Annotated in this window: 12 protein-coding genes and 1 tRNA gene; 3 read left to right on the plus strand and 10 right to left on the minus strand. The window is 41.5% G+C overall.

Annotated elements, in window-relative coordinates; all coding sequences use genetic code 11:
• Positions 1-97: 97 nt before the first annotated feature.
• The 8 genes from AB3Y88_RS03755 to AB3Y88_RS03790 all read right to left on the minus strand — a co-directional run bounded on the left by AB3Y88_RS03755 (position 98) and on the right by AB3Y88_RS03790 (position 7826).
• Complete coding sequence (locus AB3Y88_RS03755; protein ID WP_054757906.1) at positions 98-340, minus strand: Veg family protein; 243 nt, start codon at positions 338-340, stop codon at positions 98-100.
• Between the two features lie 99 nt (positions 341-439).
• Positions 440-1330 carry a 16S rRNA (adenine(1518)-N(6)/adenine(1519)-N(6))-dimethyltransferase RsmA gene (rsmA, locus tag AB3Y88_RS03760; protein ID WP_228888886.1) on the minus strand — a complete coding sequence of 297 codons (891 nt, stop codon included), beginning with the start codon at positions 1328-1330 and terminating at the stop codon, positions 440-442.
• Positions 1327-1890, minus strand: a complete 564-nt coding sequence (rnmV, locus tag AB3Y88_RS03765) for a ribonuclease M5 (RefSeq protein ID WP_056959835.1) — start codon at positions 1888-1890, stop codon at positions 1327-1329. The genes rsmA and rnmV overlap by 4 nt, the downstream gene beginning before the upstream one ends.
• A 2-nt stretch (positions 1891-1892) precedes the next feature.
• Positions 1893-2657, minus strand: a complete 765-nt coding sequence (locus AB3Y88_RS03770; protein ID WP_056959861.1) for a TatD family hydrolase — start codon at positions 2655-2657, stop codon at positions 1893-1895.
• A gap of 75 nt (positions 2658-2732) precedes the next feature.
• Positions 2733-4760 (minus strand): methionine--tRNA ligase, encoded by a 2028-nt coding sequence (metG, locus tag AB3Y88_RS03775; protein WP_056959837.1) that lies wholly within the window; start codon positions 4758-4760, stop codon positions 2733-2735.
• A gap of 121 nt (positions 4761-4881) precedes the next feature.
• Complete coding sequence (locus AB3Y88_RS03780; protein ID WP_056959839.1) at positions 4882-5574, minus strand: NAD-dependent protein deacylase; 693 nt, start codon at positions 5572-5574, stop codon at positions 4882-4884.
• A gap of 33 nt (positions 5575-5607) precedes the next feature.
• Positions 5608-6561 (minus strand): IpaB/EvcA family protein, encoded by a 954-nt coding sequence (locus AB3Y88_RS03785; protein ID WP_228888889.1) that lies wholly within the window; start codon positions 6559-6561, stop codon positions 5608-5610.
• A complete protein-coding gene (locus tag AB3Y88_RS03790; protein WP_056959843.1) occupies positions 6561-7826 on the minus strand; it encodes a hydroxymethylglutaryl-CoA reductase, degradative in 1266 nt (421 codons plus the stop codon). Before AB3Y88_RS03790 ends, AB3Y88_RS03785 begins: the two co-directional genes overlap by 1 nt.
• A 108-nt stretch (positions 7827-7934) precedes the next feature.
• Between AB3Y88_RS03790 and AB3Y88_RS03795 the strand changes: the two genes are divergently transcribed.
• Positions 7935-8714, plus strand: a complete 780-nt coding sequence (locus AB3Y88_RS03795; protein WP_228888892.1) for a transporter substrate-binding domain-containing protein — start codon at positions 7935-7937, stop codon at positions 8712-8714.
• A 2-nt stretch (positions 8715-8716) separates the two neighbouring features.
• On the opposite strand, the gene AB3Y88_RS03800 is transcribed toward AB3Y88_RS03795, so the two are convergent.
• Together AB3Y88_RS03800 and trpS are read right to left on the minus strand one after the other, a co-directional pair.
• Complete coding sequence (locus AB3Y88_RS03800; RefSeq protein ID WP_228888894.1) at positions 8717-9691, minus strand: Ppx/GppA family phosphatase; 975 nt, start codon at positions 9689-9691, stop codon at positions 8717-8719.
• A 62-nt stretch (positions 9692-9753) separates the two neighbouring features.
• The gene (trpS, locus tag AB3Y88_RS03805; protein ID WP_056959850.1) at positions 9754-10767 is read right to left on the minus strand and encodes a tryptophan--tRNA ligase; all 1014 of its coding nucleotides are present in this window, start codon (positions 10765-10767) and stop codon (positions 9754-9756) included.
• 325 nt (positions 10768-11092) lie between these two features.
• Between trpS and helD the strand changes: the two genes are divergently transcribed.
• Together helD and AB3Y88_RS03815 are read left to right on the plus strand one after the other, a co-directional pair.
• Positions 11093-13363, plus strand: a complete 2271-nt coding sequence (gene helD, locus AB3Y88_RS03810; protein WP_228888897.1) for an RNA polymerase recycling motor HelD — start codon at positions 11093-11095, stop codon at positions 13361-13363.
• A 75-nt stretch (positions 13364-13438) separates the two neighbouring features.
• Positions 13439-13511 (plus strand) — tRNA-Thr (locus AB3Y88_RS03815).
• The last annotated feature ends 109 nt before the right edge of the window (positions 13512-13620 follow it).

Here is a 13620-nt window from a genome sequence, read left to right on the forward strand (position 1 = left end):
ATAGACTATCTTGGAAAGAAAAACTATCTCTGTAAACTAAAAAAAGCCATGCAATTAATCACAGGCTTAAAAATTTGATAACCATTAAATTTACAGACTAATTTTCTTCACTAAAATCGAGTTCAATATTCTTCGTGAGGACATCAGTATAACTATAGGAGACACGTTCAAAAGAATTTTCTTCTTGATTCAAATCAACAACGAACACTGCTGGATACGTTTCCCGTAACACACCGTGGCGCCTAATAATCTTGCGCCGTCCTGCTTGAGCAACAACGGTTAACCGTTCACCAACACAACTATCGAGCTTCTGCTTAATTGTAGCCAAAGTTAGTGGCATTGTCTTCACCTCTCTGTGAAACAATTGTAACATAGTTTCACAGAAAATGCAATTATACCACAAAGCCCCACAAAAGTTCAATTAGAAAATAATTAATTTTTAGAGTAATTCTAGTTCGTGCAACTTATTAACTAACAAAATAAACTGCTGAATTGTTAACTTTTCTGCTCTTAATTGCGGTGAAAGCTCTAATTCAGCTAATACACGCGTCAAAGCGGTCTTTTGCGTCTCCTCTTTGCCGAACATGCTTTTCAGGTTATTCCAAAGGCTTTTTCTTCGATGTGCAAAACAGCCCTTAACCACTTTAAAAAAGGCAGCTTCATTGAAAGGTAGCAGTTGCTTGGTTTTTAGGGGCGTCAAACTAACAATCGCAGAATCAACGTTAGGTTGCGGTACAAAAACCGTCCGCGGTACAATAAATGCTGTCTTGACGTCCATCTGATACTGGACTCTCACAGAAAGCGAACCATAGGCTTTGGTCCCTGGATCTGCACTAAGCCGCTCGGCCACTTCTTTTTGCATCATAACTACCAACGCTTCAAACCCAATTCCGGTATTCAACAAATGTAGAATAATTGGACTTGTAATGTAATATGGCAAATTAGCAACAACCTTAAGTTGGTGTGCTCCGTCTAAATTAGTTGCCAGTAATTGCTGTAAATCAGCTTTCAAAACATCTTGATGCAAGACTGTGACATTTTTATAAGGTGCAAGTGTATCAGCAAGGACTGGCAGCAGACGTTCATCAAGCTCAAGTGCGACCACTTGATGAGCCTTTTTAGCAAGTTGCTCAGTCAATGCCCCAATTCCGGGCCCAATTTCAAGGACATCGTCGGCTGCAGAGATCTCAGCGGCAGTCACAATTTTGTGAAGCACATTTACATCTGTTAAAAAATTTTGTCCCAAGCTTTTTTTAAATGTCAGTCCATAGGCATTCATAATTGCTTTCGTTCTCAAAGGCGAAGCAATCTCAGGGGTTTTATCCGTCATTTTTCTTCCTCCAAAGCTGCAATTTCTTCAAGTGCCGCGTGCAATTGTGCTGCTGTGATTTGGAAAAGATTTAAGCGGTTAAACAACTGTTTTCCATTGGTATAGCCGATTTGCAGATTCTCACCTAGTAAAGCCCTTTTTTCTTTTGCACCTTTCCCCGCAATCAAACCTGCCGCACGCAAATCTGCAAGTGAAATTTGTGGAGTTGTGACCGTTTCTTCTGTATAAAGATGTTTCAGTGCTTCTCGAATAGCCTCTGGTGAAGCATGCTCGACTCCCAAGCTCCCCTTAGCTGCAGGAGCTGCATCTTTTTTATTCAAAAAGGCGTGTTTAACCCCTGGAACTTCACGTGTAATAATTCCGCGGATTTTTTCTCCCGAAAAATCAGGATCCGTAAATACAATTACTCCACGTTTCTTTTGTAGCTGTTCGATTTGCTGCAAGACTTCATCGCTAATTGCTGATCCACGAGTCTCAAGTGTATCGGCATTGACAGCTAACTTTATTCTTTTAGTATCGTCTTTTCCCTCAACCACTATGACTTCTTGTATTTTTTTCATTTTTAAATTCCTAATATCCTCTTTGTATTTTCAAATGTTTTCTGCGCAAGTTCAGGCGCACTCAACCCACGCTGTTGTGCCAAGAACTCAAGTGTATATCGGGTGTATCCTGGTTCATTTCGTTTACCGCGGTAAGGCACAGGGGCTAAGTAAGGAGCATCTGTTTCCACTAGAACTTTATCAAGCGGTGTTGCTAAAAAGGCTTCCCGAACATCTCCAGCATTTTTAAAAGTACTTACTCCGCTGTATGAAAGGGACATCCCTAACGCAAGAAATTTTTGCGCCCATGCAGCGTCTCCATTAAAACTATGCATTATCCCACCCGTCTTCCAAACTTCACCTGCACGCAGAATTCGGTAGACATCCTCAAATGCATCCCGATTATGAATACTGACCGGGACCTGTAAACGCTGCGCTAATTTAAGTTGTTGTGCGAACACGCTTTGCTGCAAATCATGTGAAACTTCACAATGATAATCCAACCCAATTTCACCTAAAGCGCAAACTTTGGGCTGTTGCAGATTATAGATAAAGGAACGTTCCAATTTTTCATCATAGGCCGCTGCATCTTCTGGATGACAGCCGATTGCCCCGTAAATTTCTGGAAAATCTGCAACGAGCTTCCGCATCTTGGCAGTGCTGTCAGCGTCATAGGCGATGACCAGCATCGCCGTGACATCCAGCGCACTCGCTCTTTGAATCACATCTGGGATGTCGTCTGCAAATTCTGGTGCATTAATATGGGTATGCGAATCAAAGATTTCCATTAAATCCTCGCTTTCTAAAAAAGAAGCTTTCCACCGCAAGTGAAAAACACTTGGACAGAAAAGCCCCTCCTAACCTCAACCGATCAAAGATCCATTAGGAATCTGATCGCTGATTTCCAACAATTTAACAGTTTCACCGTACTCCGCTGAAAGAAGCATTCCTTGACTAACTTCACCACGCATCTTACGTGGTTGCAGATTAGCCACAATAATAACCTTCTTGCCAATTAGTTCTTGTGGTTCTGGATACCACTGAGCTATTCCAGACAGGATCTGACGAGGCCCTTTGTCGCCTGCAGCTAACGTAAACTTCAAAAGTTTGTCAGCACCTGAAACACGCTCAACATTAAGAATTTCAGCAGCTTTTAACTCAACTTTATCAAATTTATCAAACCGAATTTCTTTTTTAGTCAGATTAAGTTCTGCAGTCTCAGCTTGCTCGGCTGTTTTGCGTGCAGCCTCTGCCATTGCTTTGCGCCCTTTGGCCTTTTCATTCTTAGACATCTTGGATTTTATGAATTCTATTTCTGCTTCCATATCAAGTCGTGGAAAAATCGGAGTCCCGGCTGAGACAACTACTGCCTCTTTAGGCAAATCCGTATATTTGACGTCTTTAATCTCCATCTTGCTATTACTTAACCCAAGCTGTGCAAAGATTTCCTTAGGTGCATGGGTCATCACCGGCTGCAGTAGAATTGCAATTACCCGCAAACTGGCAGCTAAATGTGCCAACACACTATCAAGCGCTTCTTTTTTGGTTTCATCTTTTGCAAGGATCCAAGGCTCTGTCTCATCAATATACTTGTTAGTCCGACTAACAAGCTGCCAAACCTCTGCGAGGGCATTTGAGAAATGGACCTCATCCATTTCCTTAGCATAAGCGGTAATTGTCTCTTGTGCAACCTTTTCAAGTTCTTTATCAAAAGCTGTTACATTTGCAGTCAATGCTGGAATCTGACCAGCATTGTATTTATTAATCATCGCCACAGTTCTGTTAAGCAGGTTGCCAAGATCATTAGCGAGCTCGAAGTTGACGCGACTGACAAAATCTTCAGGGGTGAAGACCCCATCATTGCCAAATGGCACCGCACGCATTAGATAGTATCTCAATGCATCCAGGCCATATCTTTCAACCAGCATCTCCGGATAGACAACGTTACCTTTTGACTTGGACATCTTACCGTCTTTCATCAATAACCAGCCATGCCCAATTACATGTTTAGGTAACGGCAGTTCCAAAGCCATTAAGATAATCGGCCAATAAATTGTATGGAACCGGACAATTTCTTTTCCAACCATATGAATATCAGCAGGCCAATATTTCTTGAAAAGCGTGTCATCGGAAGTGCCATAGCCAAGTGCTGTAATATAGTTACACAGTGCATCAATCCAAACATACACAACATGTTTGGGGTTACTAGGAACCTTTACTCCCCAATTGAACGTTGTTCTTGTGATCGCCAAATCTTCCAGTCCAGGTTTAATGAAATTATTTAGCATCTCATTTTTGCGTGAATTTGGAATAATGAAATCAGGATGCTCATTGTAGTATTTCACCAGACGATCAGCATACTTGCTCATCTTAAAGAAATAACATTCTTCTTTCACCAGCTGTACCTCGTGGCCAGAAGGAGCTTTTCCTCCAGTCACCTTGCCGGTGGCATCGCGATAAACTTCTGCAAGTTGTGATTCTGTAAAATATTCTTCATCAGAAACAGAATACCAACCTTCATATTCGCCTAGGTAAATGTCACCTTTATCCAGTAACTTCATAAAAATTTTCTGAATTGCTTTTTCATGATAGTCATCCGTTGTTCGAATAAATTTATCATTTGAAATTTCAAGCAGTTTCCAAAGTTTCTTAATCCCGGCAGCCATCTCATCCACATATGCTTTCGGAGTAGTGCCAAGCTGCTCGGCTTTTTGCTCAATCTTTAATCCATGTTCATCCGTTCCTGTTAGGAAAAACACATCAAATCCCTGAAGCCGCTTATAACGTGCCATCACATCACAAGCAATCGTCGTGTAGGAGTTGCCGATATGTAATTTTCCAGATGGATAATAGATTGGAGTTGTAATATAAAATGTTTTATCAGTACACATAAGTTCAAATCCTTTCGCTCTAAGTCAGCTGAAATAATTTGTGATTTTTAATTTTTGTTAGTCGTTTAAATTATATCATAACCTCATAGGTAAAATGAAAAATAAATTACAGCAAGTTCACTTAAAAAATCAACTGTGCAAAAACAGTGGCCGCATCCATGCGCAATTGCCGACTGCCTTGTGGTAATTTCAATTGCTCACGATTGATCGCAATCAAATGTGCATCGGGCCTCCGATAATCAAGTAAGCCCGCAAAGGGATAAACCTGTAAAGAAGTCCCGCACACAATAATCAGATCTGCTTGGGCAACAGCCGCAACTGCCTGTTCAACTACCTCTGGTGCAAGTTGTTCTTCATATAAAACAATCTCTGGCCGTAAAATTCCGCCGCACGCATGTCGCATCCCCTGGTTAAGATAATCAGTGTATGGAACTTTTTGTCCACAGCGTTGGCAAGTTACATGGTAAAGGTTTCCATGAAACTCAATTACATTTTTAGCCCCTGCTTTGGTATGCAGTCCATCAACATTTTGTGTAATGATGCCGGCTCTTCTTTTCTGTGTCGCTAACGCCATCTGCCGGTGAATAATATTAGGCTGTGCTGCCGGATAATACATTTTCTGGCTCACAAAGCGATAGAATAACTCAGGCTGCTGTTTTAGACAAGTCAAACTCAGCAAATACTCTGGACTCTCTTTTCCCGCATACAATCCATTTTTTGAGCGATAGTCCGGAATTCCAGAAGCAGTTGAAACACCTGCTCCTGTCAAAAACAAAAGCTGCTTAGAGCGCGCAATCTCATCATTTAACTGCATGCTGATTCCCCCTTGAAGCTTCCTGCCTAAAATCTAACGTGTTAAATATGGAACCCCGATTTCATCTAAGTATGTTCCGAGCGTAAGTGCATAAATCCGCTGAAATTCTTGTTCAGGATGATTTTTAGGTTGTGGTAAGACAAAAGAATTTTGACCATCTTTTTTATAAAAACCCAGATATGCTGTTGTATCATGTATATTTTCGTGCAGTGCTGAATGATAAATTTCAAACAATTGCCGGACTTGTAAACGCGTCTGCCGTGCACTTAAAACCAGTGTGAGTGTTACGAACTGTTTCAAATTCAAGGGAGCAAGACCCCAGGCAGTTAAATCTTCATCTAAACTATGATACAGCTTGACCACGGCGCGACGAATTCCAAAAGCACTCTCGACTTCATGTGCTGTCAGGTCACTGTAAAGTGCCACAGCTGCAGCCGTTGTCTTAGGATAAAGCTGTTTTAGCTTAGGCAATACTCGGTCCTGATCTCGCTTAAAGAAGACTAAAGTATCCAAGATTCCCAACGTACGCAATATCATCCAATTATCATTGCCATTTGCTGGTTCAGGTTTAAGTGTCGCAAAGAGTCCCTTCAAGTAGAGTTCCTGAATCTTTTCAGTGAATAACCCCATCTCCGCTTGCATCCGATAAACTGTGAAGTGCATGACGATCTCATATAACTCTAAGCCTACAGCCATTAATTTAGTATCTAAAGCGGGTTTGGTTGTTGTCAAGTTAAAGGTGATTTCAGGTATTTTCTTTGTCAATAACAAAATATGCAGCAATTCGTGTGCGACCGTATAAGACGGGGCCGTTAAATCGCTAAGTTCAAGTACCATCTTACCCCCACGCAAATAATGCTGGGCTTGATCATGCCTCAAATACCCTACTTTTCCTTCATGAATTTTAAACTCCAACTGATACCCCAGTGCCTTTTCTACTTGTTTAACTAGTGTACGTGTTTGTGCATCTAAATTAAGTTCTGTCATTAACTCTCTCTCCCTTTGCGATAAGCTTGCAAAGCACGGCTAACCGCCGCCAGATCTTGTTTTTCAGACTGTAAAAGTTGTGCCATCAAAGGGGCAACTTCATCTGGTGCTGCACCTGCCGTCAGGATCAGTGATTTCAATTGCAATCTCATATGTCCACGTTGAATGCCTTCTGTAACCAAAGCATAGAGCGCGGCTAAGTTTTGTGCAAGCCCGACACTTACAATTACTTTTTCTAAATTACGCGCGCTTTTAAGCTGTAATAATTCGTGATTAACTGCAACTAAGGGAACAATTCCAATTGAACCACCCACAAAGCCAACTGGCGCTGGAATAGTTAACTTTCCGACTAAACTGCCGCCTGTCAGTTCCCAAGTACTTAACCCACGATAGCTTCCTGTACGAGTTGCAAATGCATGAATCCCACTTTCAATCGCCCGCCAATCATTTCCAGTTGCAAGCACAACCGCATCAATTCCATTCATAATTCCCTTATTATGGGTTGCCGCTCGATAAGGATCCAACTGCGCAACGCGGCTAGCCTGCACAATTTTCTTTGCAACTGTCTCCCCCGCCAGCTCTCCTTTGGCAAGTACGTCAATAGGAATCCGACAGCTTGCTGTCACTAGGCATTCCGTTGCATAATTCGATAAGACCGCCAGCAAGACATCCGTTCCCAAACGCTGTGTGATCTCTTGTGCAACTGCTTCCAGCATCGTATTCATCATATTAGCTCCCATGGCTTCTTGCACATCCACTGCAAGGTCCAAAGAAAGCAGATCTGCACTCAGAGGACGGGTACGTAACCAGCGTGCTCCGCCACCGCGTTTACTAAGCGACGGATGTGCATTTTGCGCAGTCTCCAGCAATTGCGGAAAGATTGCTTCTAACTGTGAACACAGTTGCTCCATATTTTGTACATTTTCAATGACAATCTGACCAAGCAGCAAACGTGCAGTCAATTTCGTTGAAAATCCACCCGCTTGTTCTACCAAAGAAGCCCCATGGCTGCTGGCAGCAATCACAGAAGGTTCTTCCGTAACCATTGGGACCAAGTATTTTTCCCCGTCAATCAGATAATGGAAGCTCAAACCTTCTGGAAGAGTATAATCTGTCAAATAATTTTCAATCATGGTATCTCCCAGCGCAGGGTTCACCGCCTGCTTACGAAGCACCTCTTCTTGTTGGGCAGTTATTTTGAACTTGCGTAACAAACGCAGCCGCTGATCTCGTGTTTTTTGGTAGAACTTTCCAAATTCCTGCATAGTAGCCTCCTTAATAAAGAAATAACATCTATAAGTTGTTTTTATTATATAATATGTACTGAATCTAAATAACAAAGGGGCTTTGTAGCCAAAATCTGGCTAACCAAAATGAACAAAATACTAAAAATTATCTTATCATTTGCCATTGTTGCGCTCTGCTTCCTTCTTTTATGGAACATAGCCCGCAAGCATTTACATAAAACTCAGCTTTCCCAGTTACGTGTCGGAATCGTCCAAGCCACTCGCCAGACTGATTCTCGTCAAGAAATCCAGCTCGTTCGGCTGAACAAAGCATTAGCACACCAATTGGCACAGCAAACCCAGGAGAAACTTGTCATCAAGCAAGGCAGTCTGAATCAGTTGCAAAAAGCCTTTACCAAGCATCAACTCGATGTTCTGCTAGTCAACACCAGCACACAACTTAACGCTGTTCAGACTGGTCAAAAGACAATTACCTATCTCTATCTTCCCAACGTTCTACTAACTCGCAGCGGTCAAACTCTAGGTAACCTGACCCGGCTACACCGAAAACTTGTACTTGGCTTGCCGCACAGCATGCAGCTTCCGACAAGCTTGACAACAGTTCCTCTAACGCGCAAGTATTATTCAACAGTGCAACAAACTGTAGCTGCACTGGAAGCCAAGCAAATCAAAGCTGCATTGCTTAGTACCACCGATTATGCGGCGCTGACTGAAAACACACCCCGTTTTCTTACAGAACTGGAGGTAAAGCACACGCTTCCGCCAGTCACAGCCCAAAAATACACTGCACGTGTTCAACCGCAAGCGGCTCGAAAAATCGGCAGTGTACTTAAAAAGCTACGGGCACAAGGAAAGCTTGGACAGCTTTCTTTGCGTTATTTTAATCAAGACTATACAAAAGAATAAAACTATTTCTCATTCTCAAATTGAATGTGTTTTTTTGCTTGCTCCTGTTTTTGCAAAAGCTCATAAAGAAAACCTTCACGCGCTCCGCTTTCAGAAAAAACAACTCCCGCGCTGTGTAACTGCTGCAATAAATACACTACAGGGGTCATTCCGCCGAGGATAATATCTGCACGTGCAGGCTCCATGCCGGCAATATGTTCACGTTGCACAACATTCTTCTTTAAAAATGTTTTATATATCTGAAAAAAATGTCCTGTTGAAACAGTATAGCCGTGAATATTATCTATTTGAGTATATCCCTCACGCACACGTTGAATCCGTGCCACAGTCCGATTACAGCCGCCCATCAATACAAGTGGTAATGTATTTGCCTCCTGCAACCAGCTCAAAGGACCTAGCTTATCTGAAATGAAATTCTGAAATTCAAAGAGCCGTGCGGCACTTAGCTGTCCTGCATAACAAAAGCGTTCCGTGAGACTGACCGCTCCATAAGGAAGACTAACCCGTTCCTGCATTGCACCTGCTTTCACGAGAATCAGTTCGCAACTGCCGCCACCCATATCAGTTATCAAAAAATCCTTTAGTGCTAAAGAATTGGCAGCCCCAAGATAATCATAATAAGCTTCAGTCTCACCGGACAAAACTTTAATCGCACAGCCAGTCAATTGCTTAATCTGTTCTAAAAATATTTGACTATTTTGTGCTTCTCTAACTGCCGCTGTTGCAATCGCGTATACCTGATATTCAGGATAGCTTTGGTAAATGTCTTTAAAATGACGAACTGCGGCAAGAGTTCGCTCAATTGCTGCTGCACTTAACTGCTTTTTTCTACTCTCACCCATTCCTTCTGCTAAACGTGTTGTATCTTTCAAACGCTTAATTTCTTTAAAAAACGTTTTTCCATTACGTTCATGCATTTGATTGATAGACAACCGGACAGAATTAGAACCAAAGTCAAGCACCACTACATTTTTCAAAACCGCAGCCTCCTATTTAGTTTAACGTCAGACCTCAAAGTTCTCTTGGCTTTTGTATGCTTTTAGTCGAAGTAGTTAACCCCAATTGCCGCACGTACTTCACTTAAGGTCTGTTCGGCAACCGCATTGGCTTTCTGACTTCCTGCTTTTAAAATATCATACACAGCCGGAATGTCTTTGGCAAATCGTTCTCTGCGTTCACGAATTGGTTTTAACTGCGCCTCCAGTACGTCATTTAAGTAACGTTTAATTTTCACATCTCCCAAACCGCCTTTGCGATACTGTTCCTTTAGCGTTGCAACCTTGGCTTGATCCGGGTCAAAAATATCGAGATAAGTAAAAACTGTATTTCCCTCTACCTTTCCTGGATCTTCAACGTGGATGTGTGCTGGGTCTGTATACATCGACATTACTTTCTTCTTAAGCGTATCAGCATCATCAGATAGGTAGATTGCATTTCCGAGTGATTTACTCATTTTAGCGTTCCCATCAAGTCCAGGCAAGCGTCCTTCACCCTTAGGTGGAAAAACTCCCTGGGGTTCAACCAGAATCTGTTGCCCGTAAATTGAATTAAAACTGCGGACAATTTCTCTAGCCTGTTCAAGCATTGGTTCTTGGTCATCTCCTACTGGGACAAGGCTCGCTTTAAATGCTGTAATATCTGCAGCCTGACTAACCGGATAAATAAAGAAGCCAGCTGGCAGTGAACGTTCGTAATGTTTTTGTTGAATTTCAGCTTTGACAGTTGGGTTGCGCTCAAGCCGAGAAACAGTCACTAAGTTAAGATAGTAACTTGTCAGTTCAGTCAGTGCTGGAATTTGTGACTGCACAAAAATGGTTGATTTTGCAGGATCGATGCCCACCGCCAAATAATCTAAAACAACTTCGATTAAGGAATGCCTAATTTTTTCAGGATCACGTGCATTATCTGTTAAAGCTTGCTGATCAGCAATCATAATAAATGTCTGATATTTGTCTGTATTTTGCATCCTGACCCGATTCTTTAAAGAACCAATATAATGGCCAATATGCAGTTTCCCAGTTGGTCGATCGCCTGTTAAAATCGTTTCTTTCATAACAATAATTCCTCCTATTTTTATAGCAAAAAACCCTACTGCAAAAAAACAATAGGGCGAATGACCGCGGTGCCACCTATTTTGCAGGAAAACCTGCCACTCAATCATTAAAATCAATAAAACTTCCAATTCCATTTCGCTCTGTCAAAACATCTTTCAGCCCAAGGATGTCTCTCTGTCTGTGACCGAACTACTCTTTAAGTATCGAACACTGTTATTTTACGCACAAGCACGCCTAAAGTCAAAGGTTGAACTGTTTGATTGTTGTCGTTTAATGTTTGTGTTAATATTACTATCTACGAAAAGCTGGAAAGGAGCAGTTGTTTTGGATAAAGAATACTCTTTCGAACAAAAACGTGTTACGCATGTACTCGCACAAATCAAAAATATATTGCAAAAAACAAGACAGGAATATCGTAAGGCTCAAGCAGAACGCTCCTCAGTTGAAAAAAACTATGTTCAAAATGCTAAAATCAATACTTTTGAAGTTGACGATCAGATGGAGACAAATGCTGAAGTCCAGCAACAAAAACAGCTGGTTTCCAAAAATATTGAAACTGAGCAGATCCTCAAAAGACAACTTGCAGTGCTTGATGAACTCCAAAAATCCCCTTACTTCGGTCGGATTGATATTCTTGAAGATGGTGAAAAAGAACAAGAGACCTTATATATCGGAACAGCCTCGCTCACAGATCAAAATAACAATTTTTTGATTTACGATTGGCGAGCTCCGATTTCAAGTATCTATTATAATGGGACATTAGGTGCTGTCACATATACTTCTCCTCAAGGCAAACAGCAGGTTGATTTATTAAAAAAAAGGCAATTCACTATTAAAGATGGACAGATTAAAAATATGTTCGATACCAATGAAACCGTTGGGGATGCCCTGTTGCAGGAAATGCTAGGCCAAGCCGGCGATGAATATATGAAAAATATCGTTGCAACTATTCAACAAGAACAAAACGATATTATTCGTGATACTCGTCATGACTTGCTGATTGTCCAAGGAGTAGCTGGCAGCGGCAAGACTTCCGCCATTTTACAGCGGATCGCCTTCTTGCTCTACCATAATCGAACTGCATTAAATGCGGATCAAATTGTCCTTTTTTCGCCTAATCGCTTATTTAGTCACTATATTTCAGAGGTCCTTCCCAGTTTAGGAGAACGTAATATGCGCCAAGTAACTTTGGCAGAGTTCTTTGCACAGCGCTTTGAAGGACTTGAAGTGGAAACACTTTTTGACCACTTTGAAAAACAACATGCTACTCATGCTTGGCAAGCAACTGATGCTCAAAAGGAAACAACTCATTTTATGCAAAAGGTCAAAGCATATCTACTCAATTTACCTTCTCAAAATCTCTGTTTTACCGATCTGATGCTGGCCGATGAAGTTGTTTTCACAAAAGAAGAAATTGCGCAAGTTTATGCCAGCTTACCGAACGCATTACCTGTAGCGCTTCGCTTTGCTGATACAAAAAACATACTGATCAAGCAGCTTAAACACAAAATTCTTGCACAAAGAAATGCTGATTGGGTCCTACGCAGAATCAATGAACTTGACGATGAGCATTATCACAGCCTCTTAGGAGATTATCAGCGCAGCCGTTTTGAACAGCTTAAAAGCGAGGAAGATTATCTTGGCTACCAGATTGTCTTGAAAAAATATCAACCTATCTATGATGCGCTCTACAATGATTACTTCATTGATATTTATCGCCAATACACTGACTTTTTGGAACAGGCACTCCCACAAGCGCGTACAGCTTTTACTGAGCTCCTCGAATTTCATAAAATTGCATTAGCAGATTGTGCACCCCTGCTGTATCTGCGGGACCTGCTGACTGGGACAGGACAGAATCGTAATATTCAGTATCTATTTATTGATGAAATGCAAGATTACTCTGCTGCTCAATTATTTTACCTTAAGTATACTTTTGCTAATGCCAAATTAACACTACTAGGCGATAGCGAACAGGCCCTTTTTAGAAAAATGCAATCTCCATCTGAACTGATGGAGACGCTCAAACACACTCTTTCACCTAAAAATGCACGTTTAATCGAATTAAATAAGAGTTATCGCGCTACTAAACAAATCACCGCCTTTATGAAAGCACTACTGCCAGACGGCGAGCGTATTCAAGCATTTACTCGTCCAGGTAAACTCCCGGAGTTGGTCATCGCACCGGATTCAACTGCTACCTTAACGGAATTACGCAGAAAATCAGCCCAACTATTGCAAAAATACGAGACAGTGGCCATCATCACACGAAATTTACAAGAAGCGCAACAACTGCATTTCAAACTGGGTTCAGCTCAACCTCATACATTGATCAGTGCAAAAGACCGACAGCTTCCCCAGGGGTTAGTGCTACTTCCTGTTTATTTGGCTAAAGGGTTAGAATTTGATGCCGTTATTATCCCGGATGTTTCTCAAAAACAGTATTCCTCCGAAAGTACACGAGGCATTCTCTATACAATTTGTTCGCGTGCAATGCATGAACTTATTCTATTAAGTACTGAAACGCCAGCTGACTTTATCCGCCAAGTACCTGCATCCCTTTTTAGCATTGAACGGCAGGTCAAACTTCATTAATTTCCTGAAAAAAATACTGATAAATATTGATTTTATAGCATATATCAGATATACTATTTAAGTCAGTAATTCAGTGCCACTTTAGCTCAGCAGGTAGAGCACCACCATGGTAAGGTGGGGGTCACCGGTTCAAGTCCGGTAAGTGGCTTAAGTTTAGATTAATGAAACAGAAGGGGCTGTGACAAAAGTTAAATTTTGTCACAACCCCTCTTTTATTCCGGATAAACGTGTTCCATAAGTCAAAATTCTCCGTCTAA

Source organism: Liquorilactobacillus satsumensis (genome assembly GCF_964065465.1).
Lineage (GTDB): Bacteria > Bacillota > Bacilli > Lactobacillales > Lactobacillaceae > Liquorilactobacillus > Liquorilactobacillus satsumensis.

Bases quoted from the DNA above. Each gene is read 5' to 3' on its own strand.
- AB3Y88_RS03755 (WP_054757906.1), bottom strand. From the start codon at position 340: ATGCCACTAACTTTGGCTACAATTAAGCAGAAGCTCGATAGTTGTGTT.
- rsmA (WP_228888886.1), bottom strand. From the start codon at position 1,330: ATGACGGATAAAACCCCTGAGATTGCTTCGCCTTTGAGAACGAAAGCA.
- rnmV (WP_056959835.1), bottom strand. From the start codon at position 1,890: ATGAAAAAAATACAAGAAGTCATAGTGGTTGAGGGAAAAGACGATACT.
- AB3Y88_RS03770 (WP_056959861.1), bottom strand. From the start codon at position 2,657: ATGGAAATCTTTGATTCGCATACCCATATTAATGCACCAGAATTTGCA.
- metG (WP_056959837.1), bottom strand. From the start codon at position 4,760: ATGTGTACTGATAAAACATTTTATATTACAACTCCAATCTATTATCCA.
- AB3Y88_RS03780 (WP_056959839.1), bottom strand. From the start codon at position 5,574: ATGCAGTTAAATGATGAGATTGCGCGCTCTAAGCAGCTTTTGTTTTTG.
- AB3Y88_RS03785 (WP_228888889.1), bottom strand. From the start codon at position 6,561: ATGACAGAACTTAATTTAGATGCACAAACACGTACACTAGTTAAACAA.
- AB3Y88_RS03790 (WP_056959843.1), bottom strand. From the start codon at position 7,826: ATGCAGGAATTTGGAAAGTTCTACCAAAAAACACGAGATCAGCGGCTG.
- AB3Y88_RS03795 (WP_228888892.1), top strand. From the start codon at position 7,935: ATGAACAAAATACTAAAAATTATCTTATCATTTGCCATTGTTGCGCTC.
- trpS (WP_056959850.1), bottom strand. From the start codon at position 10,767: ATGAAAGAAACGATTTTAACAGGCGATCGACCAACTGGGAAACTGCAT.